This is a genomic window from Phenylobacterium sp., assembly GCF_041920015.1.
Taxonomy (GTDB): domain Bacteria; phylum Pseudomonadota; class Alphaproteobacteria; order Caulobacterales; family Caulobacteraceae; genus Phenylobacterium.
This window is the reverse complement of record NZ_JAYRST010000010.1, coordinates 1-16,338: the sequence shown is the minus strand read 5'-3', so window position 1 is coordinate 16,338 and position 16,338 is coordinate 1. Positions and strand designations below refer to the sequence as shown.

Below are 16,338 nucleotides of genomic sequence, written 5' to 3'. Positions count from 1 at the left end.
GTGGGCACGCCGACCGGAATAGGGAAGCCGGCGCGCCCTGGTGCGACCGCTCGGGAGACATGAGCAATGAACATGTCGAACATGCTGCGCCCGAGCGGAAGGCCACGCCCTCGTTCGAGCCCCAGCAACTGGAGGCGTACGCCGGCACGGGCTACGAGCTGATCCCGCTCCATGCCCCGGACGCCGTCGACCAGAAGGGTCGCCCGATCGGCAAGGCGCCGTTCAAGGGCTGGCGCCAGGACCCGCCCATCTCGACCGAGGACGCTCATGCTCACATGCAGCGCGGCGCGAATGTCGGCGTCCGCCTTCGAGACGTCGATCTGGTCCTGGATGTCGATCCGCGGAATTTCGAGGACGGGGACGATCCGCTGGCCCGGCTTCAAAAGGATCTCGATTTCGATCTCGGAAACTACCCCACCGTCATCACCGGCTCTGGCGGCAAGCATATCTACATGCTCAAGCCCGCTGATATGCTCCTGAGCGAGACGCTGAAGGAATACCCCGGCATCGAGTTCAAGACCCTCGGCCGTCAGGTCGTGGCCGCCGGCTCAGTCCACCCTGGCACCCGCCTGCCCTACCGGTGGGATGACGATGTGCTCGCCGTCCCGCTCAGCGCTGTTCGATCCGCTCCGTCGTCCCTCATGGACGTCGCGCGGCGTCCCTCGGTGACGAGCACGTCGGGTGGTGGTGAGCATACGCCCGAGGAACTCGCCGCCATGCTCGACGGCCTCGACGTCACGCAATTCCGCGACCAGGCTCGATGGCTGGAGATCATGATGGCCAGCCACCACGCCACCGCTGGCGATGGCAGGCAGGAGTTCATCGCGTGGTCCACCGGTGATCCGCAGTATTCCGATGCTGCCTGGATCATCGGTCGTCGCTGGGACAGCCTGCACGCGGACAGCGCGGGCCGCAGGGTCACCGTGAAGACGCTCTTCAAGGCGCTTGTCGACGCCGGACGCGCTGATCTCCTGCCTCGCGACAGCGCCGAGCACGACTTCCCGGATGAGGCGCTGCAGGAAGTCAGCCGTAAGCTGGCGGACGAGTACGCATGGGTTGTCGATGCGGAGTGCTTCGTGCGCCGCCGCGACACGAAGAAGTTTTCGGCCGCTCAGTTCAAGTCGTTCAAGGGCGGGTATTGGCCGGACGGTGACATCTTGAGCGCCATTTGGAAGGACCGCCTTCCCATCGAGAAGTTCGAGTCGCTCGTCTACCTCCCTGATCAGCCTGAGCATGTTGCCAATCCCTATGGAGGGCGGCTCTACAACATCTGGCGTGACACGAGCGTCAAGCCGAGGGCTGGCGACGTCACCATCTTCATGGAGCACATGGCCTACCTGTTCCCCAACGAACGCGAGCGGGGTTACGTCCTCGACTATCTCTCGCTTCTAGTGCGGCGGCCCTCGGAGAAGATCCACTTCGCGCTTCTCGTGCGCGGCGCCAATGGCACAGGCAAGAGCTGGCTAGGCCGACTGGTGGGCCAGATCGTGGGTGAGCCCAACATCTCGCGCCCCTCCAACTCAGTCGTCAGCGAAACCTACACAGGTTGGCAGGAGGGGGCGCAGATCGCCGTACTTGAGGAACTCATGACCCTTGGCCGGCAGGAGATCGCAAACCGGCTCAAGCCGGTGATCACCGATCCGTACCTCACTATCCGGGAGCTCTACGGCCGGGCCTATAACATCCCCAACCATCTCAATCTGATTTGCTTCACCAATTACGCCGACGCCCTTCCCATCGAAAAGGACGATCGGAGGTGGCTCGTCGTATTCTCGCCGGCCGAGAAGAAGGACGCAGCCTACTACGAAAGCCTGTTCGCCTTCCTCGATGGCGATGGCCCCGCGGCAGTCGCAGATTTTCTGTCGAAGCGGGAGGTCGCCCTCAGCCCGAAGGGGGTCGCGCCCACCACCGCCGGCAAGGAAGAGATGAAGTCGCTCTCGCAGGGTGAGCCTGAGCAGTATCTTGCGTCTCTCCTGGAGGAGCAGGTCTACCCCTTCGACGCCGAGCTTGTTCGGATCGAGGATGTCTTGGGGGCGATCCCCACCTCCATCGCCAATCGCACTCGGAACCTGCAACACAGGGTGCGCAACTGGCTGCAGAACGAAGCCAAGGCCATCAAGCACGAGCGCTACAAGAAGCAGGATCGATCCGGCCGCACCTCCTCTTTCCTCTGGTCGCTGACCAATCACGACCACTGGGCAGCCGTCTCAGCGGCCGCTAGGGCTGACGCCTTCGCAGAGGGGCGTTTTACGACCAGCTGAGGTCAAACAGTAGACAGGGGGGCGCTCGCTCGGGAAGCAGCCCCCGCCTACCCATAAGCTATAGTTCTGTAAGGAGTTTTCGATAGGTAGACAGGGTAGACAGGTAGTATTCTCAATCTAATCGAAACAGCGCAGCAGACACTGCCCATTCCCGCCCGTTGAGCCCGACAACCGGGAAAGTTTCGGAAAGTGGTCGTCTACCTGTCTACCTGCCTACCCCCACTTCGGCGAATTGGCAGACGGCCCCCTTAGCCACATCGCCGGACAGCCCCGCCAACGATGGCGCCCGAAGGCGCAGAACCCGCGACACAAAACGCGCGCGCGTGGGCGCGTGAAGACCCTGAGATGTTGAGTTCGAGGGTCGGCGCTCCCGAAAGCCAAGGAGCGTAAGGACTTGTCTGCGACCGAACCTACCGAGCACCGAGCCGAGCACAGCGAGACCGCCCCGGTGGACGCCCGGACCGACCGCCGGAAGGTGGTCATCGCCCCCGGCGACGTCTCCACCATCCTGGACGCCTGCCGGCGCGGGGTGCCCGAGACGCAGATCGCCCGCGCCCTCGGCGTCAACTACCGGACCTGGATGCGCCTTCGGGTCCAGGACCACCGGATCGCCTCCGCCCTGGCCGAGACCAAGAAGGTCGAGGAGGAGGAGCTCGTCTCCCTCCTGATGGACAAGGCCCGCGGCGGGGACACGACCGCCCTGATCTTCGCCCTCAAGGGCCGCCATGGCTACCGCGACAGCGGGGTCAGCGTGGACGTCAGCGTGAAGAACACGGGCGGCGCCCTGGTCGTGCCTCCGGCGCCCTCGGCGTCGTCCTGGGAGGCCCAGGCGGCCGTCGGGCAGGCTCGGCATCGGGAGAACACCGAGGAGCTCTGAGGCCTACCGGGCCGGTCCGCTGGCCGTGCCTTCCCAATACGACCATCCGGGTCGCTTCGCCCTGATCCGGCGCCGCACGGTCTCCGGCGAGACTCCTTCCCCCTTGGCGGCTTCCCTGATGCTCCGATAAGACCGGCCCTCGATAGAGACGGCCTGGCCGTTCGGAAACGGGTCCAACCTAAACCGCTTGCTCCAATGCCGATGGCGATAGAGTGCGAAGCTTAGCTGGTCGGTCTTGTCGGCGTAGCCCCGGTCGAGGGCTTCGAGCATCGCCTTGATCTTCGGATAGGTGACGGGCTCGCCGCGCACCTCCTGGAGATGCCGTGCGTACTCCCGGACGATGTCACCCTTGCTCATGAAGCGGGCGGCCAATCGCGGGTCATGCCGCACCTCGGCATACCGAAGTCCCACCTGCTCCCTCAGCCATTCTGGCCAGTCATCTTGCACCTTCGGCATACCGAGACACTTAGGACCATTGTTTATCTATAAAAACAAGGCATTAGATGACTTTCAGCGCTAGATCAACAATGTGCTCTTCAGGCCATCGAGGCCCAGAACAGGAGCTATTGATATGTCCAACGTTGATCACCCGCGCGCTGAGCAGACCGCGCTTGATGTGCTGATGAATGGCTATTCCTATCCCCTCAAGATCACCCCTGGGGATATGCACGAAGCCTGGGAATGCCTGGGGCCCATGGCCATGGATCGGATCGCCAGCGCCTTCGCTGATTGGGAGTTGGACGAGGGCGAAGTAAGGCTCAGGCTCGCAGCGTTTTGGGCGGCCGCCGAGCAATTGCCTTTCCTGACCAGCGACTACTTCGATTGGCTGCTGGCTACGGGCTGCACGGGTACCATCCGCGCTGTGGCCGAGAAGCGCTTCAACCTCATCAGCGCCGAGGAGGATCAATCGTGATCTCCACGAAGCGCCCTCACAAGCATATGCCTCGGAAGCTTATTGTCTCGGCGAAGCGAGCTGATCGAGAACGCTTCCAGCGTCTTGCAGACCAAGGTGAAATCCCCACCAGGGCGGTCGTACCCCTCGCCACCGTGTTCGCCGCCGCCCGCAGGGCTCAGGTGGAAATCGGGCCCGGCCACCTGCCTCTGGACGCGATCTTCGCCGCGTTCCCCGAGGACTATCGTCGCAACTGGCTGGCGAAGCAGCCCCGCTGATCAGTGCATCCGAGGTCGCCTTCGGTCGACCTCGGATGATGGTCCGCGCCGACCGCCCCACCGCACATTCTGATCACGTCCTGGCCGCCGAATGGGTGGCCTGACCGCGGTGGCGGGGACGGCAAGCGGCTGACGCCGCGTCGATGTCCGACCCACAGGCCCCGCGTGATGCAAAGCCGGAAGTGGAGAACGACATGGGAATACGAAAGGCGGCTCTCGGAGCCCGCTGGGCGTCCGTGACGGACGTAAGCGGAAAACTCCGACAGGCGAATGAAAACCGGCAGGCGCAGCGTCGCCTGCTCGACCAACTTGAAGAGCAGGTCCGGAGTCGGCGCCAGTCCATCGAGGAGTCCCTCTCCGACCTGCCTCCCTCTCAGCGCACTCCGCTCGTGAACCGGGCGGCGTCAGGCCGCCGCGGCGAGCTGAAGCGCGAGACCTACGACAAGCGCGTGGCCCTCCTGCGGGAGGCCGTCCGCCTGAGGGACGAGCTCGTGGCCGTCCGCGACCACTACAAGTCGCCCGTCCAGATGCTCATGCGCGAGAACCTCGGCTCCGAGCGTCGCAGCCGCATCCTCCAGCAGATCGCCGCCTCCGGGCCGGCCGAGCTCGCGTCCCTGGCCGAGTACGCGGCCGCCACCAAGGACATGGAGCTCGGCGCCGCCCTCTGCTCACGCGTGGCTGATCTCATGCCGAACCAGCGGCCCTTCTCGTCCCATGATCTCGCCGAGGCCCTGGTCGGCGGCGACCACCGCAAGGTCGTGCTGTCGATCATGGAGGCCGAGCGCCTCGCCGAAGAGGTCGCCAACGACGAGGCCACGTTCGAGCGCGGCGCGCCCGACAACCTTCGTGTCCTGAAGATCGCCCGGATGATCCAGGCCGAGCAGGCCGTCGCCGAGGGTCTCCCCGTCAGCGACGACGACCAGACCGCCCCCGACCAACAAGGAGAGAACTGACCATGGCCACCTTCGTCTTCTACGCCGACGAGCCCCGCAAGCGCCGGGCCGACGGCGTCAACACCGTCGTCGCCCACGGCGCCACCGAGGCCGCCGCCCGCTCGGTCGCCGAGGGCCTGATCGGCCAGCCCGGCGCCTTCGCCGAGTACCTGGCCATCGACGTCACCGAGAACACCCCGCCGTTCGTGGTGCAGGGCACGCCGCCCATCGGCGCCATCGGGCAGACCACCTGGCCGACGCTGACGCGGGGCGGCGATCCGCTGCGGGGGGCGTGATGCTGGAGCCCTTCACGTACCCGATCACCTGGAGCGCCCGTTACAAGGCGGTGCGGGCGGCGCTGGCCGGCTGTGAGGTCACCACGCCCAAGGAGCTCTGCATCTTCATGGGCGTCGACTTCGACGACGTAACGTCTCGGATGGAGAGCGAGGCGGCCCGCGACCTGCGGGCCCACGGCTACCGGCGCGAGATGGTGCCGATCAACTTCTACGGCCCCCTTGAGGAGCGCTGGGTCAGGCACGAGCGCTGGCCAGAGGATGCTCAGTTCGACTGACCGCTCTCAGCGGCGCTCAGCCGCCAGGGCGCCGACGAATGCCTGACACAGATCGTCCAGCAGCGGTGAAGGCTCGGCTTCAAAGCCGAGCCCGATCCCGCCGGACATGTGGTCCCTGCGGTGCTCCAGGAACAGCAGCACCCATAGCTCCAGCAGGTCGGCGGGCCACCGTCCGCCTGCCTCGGCCGTAGCCCGGCAGCCGTTGGCGAACTGGTGGACATCGCCCAGCCCGGCCGCTTCGGCGAGCTCGTAGCCATCGACCATGTAGGCCACGTCCACCGAGCGCTCCCAAGTCAGCCCAGGATTGACCACGACGGCCTCCAGCGGATGGCCTCTCTCCAGAAGGTGCCGACGAAGCAGCGTCAGGTGGTCGTCCTCGACCCCGAACATCGCCTGGGCGACCTCCTCCATCGTCTCCATCCTGGTGAACATGCCCTTCGGCGCCTCGACGATCCCGCGCCGCTCGGCCTTCCAGCCTGCGGCATTGCCCCTAGTATGGCGCGCCGGCCTCGCCCCGCGAGCGGTCAGCGGCTCGCCCGGCCGACCGCCGAGCCAAAGGTAAGGGCCGATCTCCAGCGTCGTCTCGTCCACCATGAACCACACGACGCAGCCGCCCGGCTTGCGGGTCAGGCTGAGGTTTACGTCCACCTTGGCCCGCTTCCCGCCGAGCCGGGTCGCCTTGAGCTGGACGTGCCGAACGACGCCCCGGGCCTCGATGACCACGTCGTAGCCATGCCCGTCGAACTCGGACCGAAGGACCTCGAAGGGCGTTTGCATGTCCAGCAGCAGCGTCTTGGCCAGCTCCGACAGGAAGACATGCTCCAGCACCTTCTCCCGCAGGACTGAGTTTTCAGGCGCCCAGGCATCGAACATGGTCCCTGCATGCCACGCCCTCCGACCGTGTCAACGAAATCGGGCTTATAGTCCCTAGACCCTGTGGAGCGCCGAACGGCCCATCCATGGAATGGATTGGGGTCGAGTTGTCGGGGCGAACGTGCGCCGCCTGCGTAAGGAGCGGAAGCTCACGCAGGAGCAACTCGCCATGGAGACTGAGATCGACCTGACCTACCTGGGCGGGATCGAACGCGGCCGGCGCAATCCGTCAGTCAGCGTGCTTGGCCGGCTTGCGGCGGCGCTGGGCGTGCATCCGCGAGACTTGCTAGACACCTGATGAGACCGGAATTGCCGGTGACGCCTTGGGCTCATAGCCGAAGTTGGGTACGTTTGGTTCCAGACCGCTTAGCATTGCTAGAGTTGATTGCCAGTTGCGCAACGCCGGCATCCGTAGGGGTGCAGTCACCCTAGCGGCAGGTGGGGCAGCAACTCTGCGAGCTTGTGTGCTAGCTTTTCGAAGTTTTCGACGCTGGCCACCACGAGGCCCGAGGCGGTCTTCGCCGTTGTCATCCAGCCCAGAACCTTTTCCACCATGCCCTTGGTGGGTTTCCCTAGCGCTTCCGACGCAAGCTGCTTCCCTTCCTTCAGCTTGTCATCGGCCCCTGCTTTATCGAGCAACTCCAGCAGGCTCTGAAGGTGCGCTTGCGCTTGTTCCACATGGTTCGTCGCACTTTGGTTGATGCCGCCTTCAACATTCGATGTGTCGGCGATCACCCCAATATTCTGCGCTTGCACGTTGATGGTCTTGTTCACGGTTACAGTTCCCAACAATCCCGTATCCGCCCCGAACAGGTCCAAAGACGCCGCTTGAAACTCGATCTTCTTGAACTCGCGGAAGATCGGCTTTCCCTCTGCCTGGGCTTCGAGCCTAGCGCGTAACATGGAGCCGGTGGCGGCCTTCCGGTAGGCCTCCTTCGCACTATCTTCATAGACGGGTGACCGGTCTGCATGGGCTACGAAATGATCCAGGATCGCGTCTTTGATCGCAGTTTCGGGCTCTCGGGCGAACCACTCCAGCGTGACTTCCTCTAGGCCTGCAACGTAGGAGTTGACTAGGCCCATCGCCAACCCTTCGCGGGCTTTCCGATCCTCGTCAAAGGTAGCCTCTGCAATGAAATCGAAGTGACGCTCTACCGTTGCGTCATCGGCGGTCAACAGGCGGAACCCGTACTTCCTTACGTCGGGAGGCTGATCTCTTAGCCGCGCTGGCGGGAAGCCGAGGTGGCTAAGGTCAAGGTCTGGATGTTCCCACACCGCCCAGGCGGCGTACTGGGCGACCTGCTTGTCGTCGTGGCCGTTTAGACTGCCGATCACAGCAGCGTTCTCGTGTCCTAATGTGAATAGGTGACGAGGTGCCTTGTTAAGGCCGACGAGAACGGCGGCGAGCCTTAGCTCCGACGCTGATGCGTGGTCAGGATTAACGCGGCGCGTCGAAAGCCTCTCGCTGTAGGAGGGTGCCTGCTGCGCGGCAGCTAGCAAGACCGCACCGTCCAGCTCCACACCGATCGACTTCAGACGTGCCTCAGTTTCTGTTTCACCCGCAAGCGCGAGAAGCGCAGCCATTCCAGCGCCAAAGATGTCGTCGTCGCCGCGATTCCGTTCAAGAGCGTCGAGGGTTGCGTCGAGGTTCTGCGCCTTATTCCCGACCAGGGCTATCGCGTTGAACGTCCAGCGTCGAACGCTTGGGTTTGGATGGTACAAGAGGCCGGTGAGTGTCTGGCAAATCCCGTGTGGATCACGAAGGCGTCGTCCACCTCGGTAATGCGCGCACAGTAGTTCGAGCGCCGATTCCTTGCCTTTGGGCTCAGGATGCCCCAACAAAAGGTGAATGTAGTTGGCCTCTTGTTGGCCAATGAATCCGCGAGCAGAAGGCCTCACCGTGCTACTCGCCGCTATTCGCGTGCTGTCGCTGCGCTCTCTGGACGACCTCTTGAGACCAAGGGTCGAAATCTTCGATGTGGTTGATTGGAACGTCCAATCGCATCCAGCTTAGATCGTTGATCGCAAGACGCCGCGTAAGCGGCTCAAAGTGAGGCGGGCACTCCATGGAAACCACCGCCAGCAGGTCAGCGTGTCCCGTCTCATCTTCTGCAACAACTAGGTCTTCGATCCTTGTGGGTGAGTTATGAAAGCGTCCGCTAAAGACAACATGAGGAAGGTCTAGGTCAAAAGCGATTGCTCGGAGGCCGCTTGCGACAATGCCGTGATCGCCCTCATCGAATAGGTCGAGGTCATTGTCCGCGACCGGCGTGAAAAACCCAACTGATCGGCGCTTTAGGAACGTGTCCCGTCCTTCCCGATACCGCCCATGTCGGTACGTCAGCACCTCAGAGCCGCGCATGAACATCACGAACGACCAGACGTGAAGCTCATCAGGGTCGCTCCGGTTGCTTGTCGGATCGCTGTAGTGAAATCGGCACATGTCGATGATGAGCCGGAGCTTGTCAGTAGCAGATCGAAGTGCGGTAGCCGCCGCTACTGCATTAGCTCGTCTAATAGCGAGCGGAGCCCCTCTCTTCAGTTCCCGCTGGCGACGCCGCGCCACGATTGGAGAACGATAGGCCTCTGGAATGTCTGGGGCGGCGAGGAATTCTCTCAGGAAGAATCTGCCCGGCTCGCTCCGGTAAAAAAGGCTGCGGTCGCGCCGGGCGAGGATATCCTCGCTCAGTCGTGCCCCTACGGTCTTGTGCTGCGTCTTGCCAAAGAGCCTGGAGGGCACGAGATCATGCCGGTAAGCCACTTCGACAATTTCGCGAGAAGACAGCGGTCGACGCGCCAAGCGCAAAACCGCCTCTGCGATAGTCAGATAGCTATCCAACGACTGCGCCCTCGCCGTTAGCGGACCCGCCGCCGGCTCCCCGAACTGCGCCAGTATCTAATTGGCACACCGGGTAGAAACCCTAACTGTGGTTGTCCGGTTCGGTCATCTTCTTTCGCGTGCGACCGCGGACAGAACGCGACGACGTCCGCTTCCAACCCAAATGCCAACTTCCGCTACGGGCGCGAAGCCCGCCTTAAGACGCTCCGTTCGGTACCTATCCGGTACTCGAACGCGCCGCGCGTTCTCGGAAACCGTGAACTCTCAACAAGATGTTGATTTTAAAGAGAAAATGGCGCGCCCGGAACGATTCGAACGTCCGACCCTCAGATTCGTAGTCTGATGCTCTATCCAGCTGAGCTACGGGCGCGTCTTGCCTTGCGGCGAGGGCGCGGAACCTAGTCGGGGCTGGGCGGGTTGGCAAGCCGGGACGGGGCAAAAATTTCGATCGGGACGGTTTTCTTTGTTCAGGGTGGCGGGTCGCTCGCCCACACCGCCCTCAACACCTTGAAATCACAGCGGAACTTTCGCCACGTCAGCCGAAGGCGGCGCGCCAGGTGGTTGCCCCTGGCCAGCCGGCGGCTTCGTAGACACCCCGCGCCACCGCCCGGGCCAGCACGTCGGCGGCCAGGGCGCCGATCCGGGCGACGGTGAAGTCCGCCTCCGCGCCCAGCGGCCGGCGGGCGGTGGAGAGGGCGAAGACCACATCGCCGTCGAAGGGGGCGTGCACGGGGCGGATAGCGCGGGCCAGGCCGTCCTGGGCCATGATCGCCACCCGCCTGGCCTGGGCCGGGGTCAGGGCGACGTCGGTGGCGACGCAGGCGATGGTGGTGTTCATCCGCGCCTTGGGATCGGACTTGGCGAGGCCCCAGGCGTCGGGCGCGGCGGCAAGGCCGGCGGTTCCCCGCCCGCCGAACTCGGCGCCGATCTCGTAGGGCGCAGCCCAGAAGCCGCCGCCTGGAGCCACCACCGACCCGAACGAATTGACCAGCACCAGCGCGCCGACCGCGATCCCGTCGGCGGCGATGATGGAGGCCGAACCGGTCCCGCCCTTCAGCGTCCCGGCCATGGCGCCATAGCCGCCCCCGGCGGTCCCCAGGGCGAAGTCGCTGCTGGCGGCGGCGACGGCCTCGCGGCCCAGGCGGCGATAGGGTGGGTCTTCGCCCCAACCCTTGTCGCCGCCATTGGCGAGATCATAGAGGATCGCGCCGGGGACGACCGGCGAGCGCGGCACGCCGTCGCGCGGAACCAGGCCATAGCCGCGACCGCGCGCGCCCAGCCAGGCGACCACGCCGTCGGCGGCGGCCAAGCCGTAGACCGAGCCGCCCGACAACACGATGGCGTCCACCGCCTCGACCAGGTTCTCCGGCGCCAGCGCATCGGTCTCGCGCGTGCCCGGCCCGCCCCCACGCACGTCGCAGGCAGCGACGGCGCGGTCGTCGGGCAGGATGACTGTGACGCCGGTCCGCACCGCCTCGTCATGGGCCTGGCCGACCTGCAGGCCGGGAACGTCGGTGATCAGGTTGCGAGGTCCGGGGGCGGGCTGGCTCATAATCGGCATCGAAAGCAGCCTGCGCATTTGTTGTCCACGCCCGGAACGCTATGGTGGCGTTTTCCTCCCCCTGCCGCTCGCGTGGTGTCCGTGTTCCATTTCAAGCGTTTCAGCGCCCTTCCGCTCGCCCTCGCCCTGGCCGCCTGCGCCACCACCCAGACAGCATCCCCGCCGCCGGCGCCGACCAAGGCCAGCGCCGCGACGGGCGAGGTCATGGTCGCCGCCGCCAACCCACTGGCGGTGGAGGCCGGTCTGAACGTGCTGAAGAAGGGCGGTTCGGCGGTCGACGCCGCAGCGGCGGTGCAGGCGGTGTTGGGCCTGGTGGAACCGCAGAGCTCGGGCCTCGGCGGCGGCGCCTTCATGACCTATTACGACGCCGCCACGAAGAAGGTCATCGCCTATAACGGCCGCGAAACTGCGCCGGCCGGGGCGACGCCCGACATGTTCCTGCAGGACGGCAAGCCGCTCAGCTTTCCGGCGGCGGTGACCAGCGGCAAGGCGACCGGCGTGCCCGGCGCAGTGGCCATGCTGGCCATGGCCCAGGCCCAGCACGGCAAGCTGGCCTGGAAGGACCTGTTCGGCGACGCCGAGCGGCTGGCCGACGATGGCTTCGTCGTCAGCCCGCGCCTGGCCGGCATGATCGCCGGCCCATTCTCGCAGAGCCAGACCCCCGACGCCAAGGCCTACTTCACCAAGCCGGACGGCCAGCGCTACCAGGCCGGCGACGTGCTGAAGAACCCCGCCTACGCCGCCAGCCTGCGCAAGATCGCCGCCGAGGGCCCAAAGGCCATTTTGGAGGGGTCGCTGGCCGAGGCGATCGTCGCCAAGGTCGCGCAGGGGCCGTTGCCGGGAACCATGACCCTGGCGGACCTGAAGGCCTACCGACCCAAGGCCGGGGACGCCGTCTGCGGCCCCTACCGCATCTATGTCGTCTGCGTGCCGGACGCGCCCTCGAGCGGGGCGGCGCTGCTGGAGGCGCTGGGCATCCTCGCCAACACCGACATCGCCGAGCGCGGCCCGGCCGACCCCCAGGCCTGGTTCCTGTTCACCCAGGCCAGCCGCCTGATGTACGCAGACCGCGATCGCTATTTCGGCGACCCCGCCTTCACCCCGGTTCCGATCGAGGGACTGCTGGACCCGGCCTATGTCGCCCAGCGCGCCAAGCTGATCGGCGAGGTCGCCGGCCCGGCGCCGGCTCCCGGGACGCCGCGCGGCGCCGGAGCCCTGGCCCCCGACGCGACCAAGGAACCGGGCGGCACCTCGCATTTCGTCGTGGTCGACGCCGCCGGCAACGTGGTGTCGATGACCACCACGGTCGAGAGCATCTTCGGCACCGGCCGCATGGTCGGCGGCTTCTTCCTCAACAACCAGCTCACCGACTTCTCATGGTCGCCGCAGAACGCCGACGGGACCCAGGCGGCCAATGCGGTGGCCCCCGGCAAGCGGCCGCGCTCGTCCATGGCCCCGACCATCGTGCTGGACCGGGACGGCAAGCTCGTCGCGGCCATCGGGTCGCCGGGCGGCAACTCGATCCTGGCCTATAACCTGAAGGCGCTGGTCGCGATCCTGGACTGGAAGATGAGCGTCGAGGACGCCTTCAAGCTGCCCAATCTCGTGGCGCGCGGCGACAGCTTCGCTTCCGAACCCGACCGCTATGCGCCCGGCGTCGTCGACGCCCTGGCCGCCAAGGGGATCGTGTTCAAGGGCAGCGGCGGCGAAGGCTCGGGCCTGCATGGGGTCAAGGTGACGCCGCAAGGCCTGCAAGGCGGCGCCGACGACCGCCGCGAGGGCGTGGCCAAGGGGTTCTAGGCGCCGGCGCTCTTCGCACGGCGGCGCTTCGGCGGCGCCAGCGGCGGCGGCGCGCCAGGCAGGCGCAACTCGAAGACCGAGCCTTGCGGCCCGGTCTCGGCCAGCAACAGGTCGCCGCCGTGCCCCTGGGCCAGCTCGCGGGCGATGGCCAGGCCCAGGCCCGCGCCGCCCGGCCGGGTCGACCCGGCGAAGGGCTGGAACAAGCGCTCGCGCGCCCGCTCCGAAACACCAGGACCGTTGTCGGCCAGGCGGATCACGCTGAGCCCCTCGGCCTGCGACAGGCTCACCTCGATCAGGCCGGGCTTGTCGCGGCCCGCCTGCTGCTCCACCGCCTCGCGCGCATTGCGCATCAGGTTCACCAGGATGCGGTGAAGCTGGTCCGGGTCGGCGTTCACCTGTTCTCCGGCCCCCACCAGCGAGACGAGCTGAGTGCCCTCCAGAGACAACCGCGCCTCTTCCGAGGCCGCCTCGATGGCCGGCGCCAGCGGGATCGGCCGCGCATCGGGGGCGGCTTCCTCGGTCTTGCCATAGGTCAGGACGTCCGAGGCCAGCTTGACCGCGCGGTCCAGCGCCCGCTCCAGGCGCGGCAAGGCCTGTGACACCTTGGGGTCTTTCAGCGCCGCCAGCCGCTCGGAGGCGATCTGGGCGCTGGTCAGCATGTTGCGCAGGTCGTGATTGATCTTGGCCACCGCCTCGCCCAGCGCCGCCAGCCGGGCGCGTGAATTCAGGGCGGCGCGCAGCTCTTCCTGCATGCGTTCGAGCTGCAGTTCGGCGCGGCCGATCTCGTCGCGGCGGCCCGACGGCTCGATATGCGCCTGCAGATCGTCGGGATCGGCGGCGAACCGCTCCATCGAGCGGGTGATCCGCTGCATCGGCCGGACCAGGAAGTAATTGAGCGACAGATAGACCAGTCCGCCGGCGATGGCCGAGACGAAGCCCATGATCGCCAGCAGTCGCCAGAGATAGTCGCGCAGCTCGGCCTTCAGCTCGGTGTCGGGCGCCACCACCTCGATGAACTGGGCCTTGTAGAAGCGCGGCTCGGCGATCACCCGCACCATGCGCCCGTCGTTCCCCAGCAGGGTCTGGAACGGCGCCGACAGCCACGACGCCGGCGCCTGGTCGCGCAGGTCGACCAGATAGGGCGGTTCGTCCAGCCGCGGACCCGGCACCTTCAGGAAGCGGTTGCCGTCATTGTCGAGTATGGCCACCGTCTGGACCCCGGCGGTGTCGCGCATCTGCGAGGCCAGGTTCTCGCTCAGCACCTGGTCGGGCGCGACCTCGGTGGCCATGGAGGCGAGTTCGGCGGCGCGCACGCGGTCCAGCAGCCACTGTTCCTCGAACGAGGCCAGGGCGGCGGGCAAGGCGAAGGCGCTGGCCCCCGCTACGAACAGGATCGTCAGAATCAGCAGGCGTGCGGACAGACCGCCCGGCCAGAAGAAGCGGCGCGCGGGCGGCTTGTTGGGCGCCGGGGGAGAGGGGGCGTCCGCCATCACAACTCCCCGTTACTTCACCCGGAACGGTTCGGCAACGCGGGGCTTCGCCGCAAGCTCTGCAATAAGGCCTCGATCCCTCAACGAGCGCCCACGGCTTGGGCGACGCTGGTGAAACCATCGACGCGCAGGCGCGCAGCCAGATCGCGCTTCACCCGCGTGACCAGGCCCGGCCCCTCATAGACCATGGCGGAATAGAACTGCACCGCCGAAGCGCCCGCCCGGATCTTCGCGTAGGCGTCCGCGCCCGAGGCGATTCCCCCTGCGCCGATCAGCGCCACGCGGCCCGCCGCCGCGTCGGCGAACCGTCCCAGCATGTGCGTGGAGAGCTCGAACAGCGGCGGTCCCGAGAGCCCGCCGGCTTCGGCGGCCAACGGCGAAGACAGGCCCGGCCGGGTGATCGTGGTGTTGGAGACGATGATCCCCGAGAGGCCGGCGGCCGCCACTGTCTCGACGATCGCCTCGACCTCGCCGTCCTCCAGGTCCGGCGCAACCTTCAGGAAGATGGGGACGAGGCCTTCCGGCGGCAGCGAATCGCGCGCCTCGGCCACGCGGCCCAGCAGTTCCTCCAGCGCGGCCTTGGTCTGCAAGGCGCGCAGGCCCGGCGTATTGGGCGAGGAGATGTTGACGGTGAAATAGGACGCCAGGCCCCACAGGCGGCGCAGGCAGGTCACATAGTCGGCGATGCGATCCTCAGCGTCCTTGTTGGCGCCGATATTGGCCCCGACCACGCCCGGCCCACGCCAGGCCAGGCGCGCGGCGAAGCGCTCCAGTCCCTCGTTGTTGAAGCCCATGCGGTTGATGACCGCGCGGTCCTGCGAAAGGCGGAACAGGCGCGGGCGCGGATTGCCGGCCTGAGGCAGCGGCGTGACCGTCCCGCACTCCACGAAGCCGAAGCCGGCGCGCAGCATCGCCCGAAACACCTCGGCGTTCTTGTCGAAGCCCGGCGCCAGGCCGACGCAGTTCGGCAATTTCAGCCCCGCGACCTCGGTGGCCAGGATCGGATCGTCGCCCCCGGCGCACGGCCCCAGGCCCGCGGCCAGAGCCCGGATCGTCAGGCGATGCGCATCCTCCGGATCGAAGGCGTGCATGGCGCGGGCGGCGATGTCGTGCAGGCTCATGCCAGATCCCCAAGCTGCGGAACGCCATCGGCGCCCAGCGGCGCCTCGGTCACCGCGCGCACCGCTGCGACAGGCAAACGGCCGTAGAGATGCGGGAAGAGATCGCCGCCGCGGGACGGCTCCCATTTCAGCGCCGCGCCAAGATCGTCGGCCTCGACCTCCAGCACCACCAGATCGGCCTGGCCGGCGAAGTGGCGTCGCGCCGTCTCGGCCGCCTGGGCGGCGGTGGAGAAGTGGATATAGCCGTCGGCCAGATCGACCGCCGAACCGGCGAAGGCGCCAGCCACCTGGGCTGCGCGCCACTCCGCGCGCGGCAGGATCTTGTAGATGCGCGCCATCTCAGCCCCGCGGATAGAAGAGGCCGTCATAGGACGGACGGCCCCCGGCGTCGAAGAGGAACACCGCCGCCGCCGCCGTCGGAAAGGCGGCGTGAGCGCGGGCGATCAGGGTCGAAGGCGCCGAGCCCTCGGCCAGCAGCCGGATCGTCAGTTCCTGCAGGCCCGGATTGTGGCCGATCACCATCACGGTGCGCGAGGTCTCGCCCGCCGATTCGGCCAGGTCGCGGATCGTCCGTTCCTCGGCCAGATAGAGCGAGCGCTCGAACCGGACGGCGCAATTGGGAAAGGCGGCGCAGGCCGCGGCCCAGGTCTCGCGCGTGCGCACCGCCGAGGACACGAGCGCAATGTCCGGCAGCAGGCCCAGATCGGCCAGATTCGCCGCCATCTCGCCCACCTCGCGCACGCCGCGGTCCGTCAGCTTGCGGTCGAAGTCCTCGCCGCTGCCCGCATCTCGTTCCGCCTTGCCGTGCCGCAAGAGAATAAGCCGATCCATCGACGCTCCGCC

Annotated in this window: 18 protein-coding genes and 1 tRNA gene; 9 read left to right on the top strand and 10 right to left on the bottom strand. The window is 66.5% G+C overall.

Translation table 11 applies throughout. The features are described from left to right. Positions 1-59 precede the first annotated feature (59 nt). Entirely contained in the window at positions 60-2,261 is a 2,202-nt protein-coding gene (locus tag ACE3TL_RS03755; RefSeq protein ID WP_374577387.1) for a bifunctional DNA primase/polymerase, read from the top strand. 394 nt (positions 2,262-2,655) lie between these two features. Next, complete coding sequence (locus ACE3TL_RS03750; protein ID WP_374577386.1) at positions 2,656-3,138, top strand: hypothetical protein; 483 nt, start codon at positions 2,656-2,658, stop codon at positions 3,136-3,138. A 3-nt stretch (positions 3,139-3,141) separates the two neighbouring features. Here ACE3TL_RS03750 and ACE3TL_RS03745 read toward each other — a convergent pair whose 3' ends face one another. Further along, positions 3,142-3,594 (bottom strand): hypothetical protein, encoded by a 453-nt coding sequence (locus tag ACE3TL_RS03745; protein ID WP_374577385.1) that lies wholly within the window; start codon positions 3,592-3,594, stop codon positions 3,142-3,144. Between the two features lie 115 nt (positions 3,595-3,709). Here ACE3TL_RS03745 and ACE3TL_RS03740 point away from each other — a divergent pair, with 115 nt between their 5' ends. From ACE3TL_RS03740 to ACE3TL_RS03720, 5 genes are all read left to right on the top strand, one after another. Continuing rightward, positions 3,710-4,051, top strand: a complete 342-nt coding sequence (locus tag ACE3TL_RS03740; protein WP_374577384.1) for a hypothetical protein — start codon at positions 3,710-3,712, stop codon at positions 4,049-4,051. After that, positions 4,048-4,308, top strand: coding sequence for a hypothetical protein (locus tag ACE3TL_RS03735; RefSeq protein WP_374577383.1), 261 nt, complete (start codon positions 4,048-4,050; stop codon positions 4,306-4,308). The genes ACE3TL_RS03740 and ACE3TL_RS03735 overlap by 4 nt, the downstream gene beginning before the upstream one ends. 389 nt (positions 4,309-4,697) lie before the next feature. Next, positions 4,698-5,261, top strand: coding sequence for a hypothetical protein (locus ACE3TL_RS03730; protein ID WP_374577382.1), 564 nt, complete (start codon positions 4,698-4,700; stop codon positions 5,259-5,261). A 2-nt stretch (positions 5,262-5,263) separates the two neighbouring features. Further along, complete coding sequence (locus tag ACE3TL_RS03725) at positions 5,264-5,536, top strand: hypothetical protein (RefSeq protein ID WP_374577381.1); 273 nt, start codon at positions 5,264-5,266, stop codon at positions 5,534-5,536. Continuing rightward, complete coding sequence (locus ACE3TL_RS03720) at positions 5,536-5,811, top strand: hypothetical protein (RefSeq protein ID WP_374577380.1); 276 nt, start codon at positions 5,536-5,538, stop codon at positions 5,809-5,811. The genes ACE3TL_RS03725 and ACE3TL_RS03720 overlap by 1 nt, the downstream gene beginning before the upstream one ends. Positions 5,812-5,817: 6 nt before the next feature. Here ACE3TL_RS03720 and ACE3TL_RS03715 read toward each other — a convergent pair whose 3' ends face one another. Next, positions 5,818-6,684: a hypothetical protein gene (locus ACE3TL_RS03715; RefSeq protein WP_374577379.1), complete on the bottom strand. Its 867-nt coding sequence runs from the start codon at positions 6,682-6,684 to the stop codon at positions 5,818-5,820. Between the two features lie 91 nt (positions 6,685-6,775). Between ACE3TL_RS03715 and ACE3TL_RS03710 the strand changes: the two genes are divergently transcribed. Continuing rightward, the gene (locus ACE3TL_RS03710) at positions 6,776-6,982 is read left to right on the top strand and encodes a helix-turn-helix domain-containing protein (RefSeq protein ID WP_374577378.1); all 207 of its coding nucleotides are present in this window, start codon (positions 6,776-6,778) and stop codon (positions 6,980-6,982) included. A gap of 125 nt (positions 6,983-7,107) precedes the next feature. On the opposite strand, the gene ACE3TL_RS03705 is transcribed toward ACE3TL_RS03710, so the two are convergent. The 4 genes from ACE3TL_RS03705 to ACE3TL_RS03690 all read right to left on the bottom strand — a co-directional run bounded on the left by ACE3TL_RS03705 (position 7,108) and on the right by ACE3TL_RS03690 (position 11,075). Then, the gene (locus ACE3TL_RS03705) at positions 7,108-8,583 is read right to left on the bottom strand and encodes a hypothetical protein (RefSeq protein ID WP_374577377.1); all 1,476 of its coding nucleotides are present in this window, start codon (positions 8,581-8,583) and stop codon (positions 7,108-7,110) included. A 4-nt stretch (positions 8,584-8,587) separates the two neighbouring features. Next, positions 8,588-9,523, bottom strand: a complete 936-nt coding sequence (locus ACE3TL_RS03700; RefSeq protein ID WP_374577376.1) for a winged helix-turn-helix domain-containing protein — start codon at positions 9,521-9,523, stop codon at positions 8,588-8,590. 293 nt (positions 9,524-9,816) lie between these two features. Next, a tRNA-Arg gene (locus ACE3TL_RS03695) sits at positions 9,817-9,893 on the bottom strand. 165 nt (positions 9,894-10,058) lie between these two features. Next, on the bottom strand, positions 10,059-11,075 hold the full coding sequence (locus ACE3TL_RS03690) for a P1 family peptidase (RefSeq protein ID WP_374577375.1): 1,017 nt from the start codon (positions 11,073-11,075) through the stop codon (positions 10,059-10,061). A gap of 90 nt (positions 11,076-11,165) precedes the next feature. Between ACE3TL_RS03690 and ggt the strand changes: the two genes are divergently transcribed. After that, positions 11,166-12,884 (top strand): gamma-glutamyltransferase, encoded by a 1,719-nt coding sequence (ggt, locus tag ACE3TL_RS03685; RefSeq protein ID WP_374577374.1) that lies wholly within the window; start codon positions 11,166-11,168, stop codon positions 12,882-12,884. Here ggt and ACE3TL_RS03680 read toward each other — a convergent pair. The 4 genes from ACE3TL_RS03680 to ACE3TL_RS03665 form a co-directional block, all read right to left on the bottom strand. Then, on the bottom strand, positions 12,881-14,374 hold the full coding sequence (locus tag ACE3TL_RS03680) for a sensor histidine kinase (RefSeq protein ID WP_374577373.1): 1,494 nt from the start codon (positions 14,372-14,374) through the stop codon (positions 12,881-12,883). The genes ggt and ACE3TL_RS03680 overlap by 4 nt on opposite strands. Before the next feature lie 80 nt (positions 14,375-14,454). Continuing rightward, positions 14,455-15,495: a quinone-dependent dihydroorotate dehydrogenase gene (locus ACE3TL_RS03675; protein ID WP_374577372.1), complete on the bottom strand. Its 1,041-nt coding sequence runs from the start codon at positions 15,493-15,495 to the stop codon at positions 14,455-14,457. Then, positions 15,492-15,833, bottom strand: a complete 342-nt coding sequence (locus ACE3TL_RS03670) for a DUF952 domain-containing protein (protein ID WP_374577371.1) — start codon at positions 15,831-15,833, stop codon at positions 15,492-15,494. The genes ACE3TL_RS03675 and ACE3TL_RS03670 overlap by 4 nt, the downstream gene beginning before the upstream one ends. Before the next feature lies 1 nt (position 15,834). After that, the coding region (locus ACE3TL_RS03665; protein WP_374577370.1) for a histidine phosphatase family protein at positions 15,835-16,338 on the bottom strand (504 nt) is incomplete at its 5' end.

What these genes read in the sequence shown, in the direction of transcription:
- ACE3TL_RS03755 (WP_374577387.1), top strand. Translation starts at nt 60, where the DNA reads ATGAGCAATGAACATGTCGAACATGCTGCGCCCGAGCGGAAGGCCACG.
- ACE3TL_RS03745 (WP_374577385.1), bottom strand. Translation starts at nt 3,594, where the DNA reads ATGCCGAAGGTGCAAGATGACTGGCCAGAATGGCTGAGGGAGCAGGTG.
- ACE3TL_RS03740 (WP_374577384.1), top strand. Translation starts at nt 3,710, where the DNA reads ATGTCCAACGTTGATCACCCGCGCGCTGAGCAGACCGCGCTTGATGTG.
- ACE3TL_RS03725 (WP_374577381.1), top strand. Translation starts at nt 5,264, where the DNA reads ATGGCCACCTTCGTCTTCTACGCCGACGAGCCCCGCAAGCGCCGGGCC.
- ACE3TL_RS03720 (WP_374577380.1), top strand. Translation starts at nt 5,536, where the DNA reads ATGCTGGAGCCCTTCACGTACCCGATCACCTGGAGCGCCCGTTACAAG.
- ACE3TL_RS03715 (WP_374577379.1), bottom strand. Translation starts at nt 6,684, where the DNA reads ATGTTCGATGCCTGGGCGCCTGAAAACTCAGTCCTGCGGGAGAAGGTG.
- ACE3TL_RS03710 (WP_374577378.1), top strand. Translation starts at nt 6,776, where the DNA reads ATGGATTGGGGTCGAGTTGTCGGGGCGAACGTGCGCCGCCTGCGTAAG.
- ACE3TL_RS03690 (WP_374577375.1), bottom strand. Translation starts at nt 11,075, where the DNA reads ATGAGCCAGCCCGCCCCCGGACCTCGCAACCTGATCACCGACGTTCCC.
- ACE3TL_RS03680 (WP_374577373.1), bottom strand. Translation starts at nt 14,374, where the DNA reads ATGGCGGACGCCCCCTCTCCCCCGGCGCCCAACAAGCCGCCCGCGCGC.
- ACE3TL_RS03675 (WP_374577372.1), bottom strand. Translation starts at nt 15,495, where the DNA reads ATGAGCCTGCACGACATCGCCGCCCGCGCCATGCACGCCTTCGATCCG.
- ACE3TL_RS03670 (WP_374577371.1), bottom strand. Translation starts at nt 15,833, where the DNA reads ATGGCGCGCATCTACAAGATCCTGCCGCGCGCGGAGTGGCGCGCAGCC.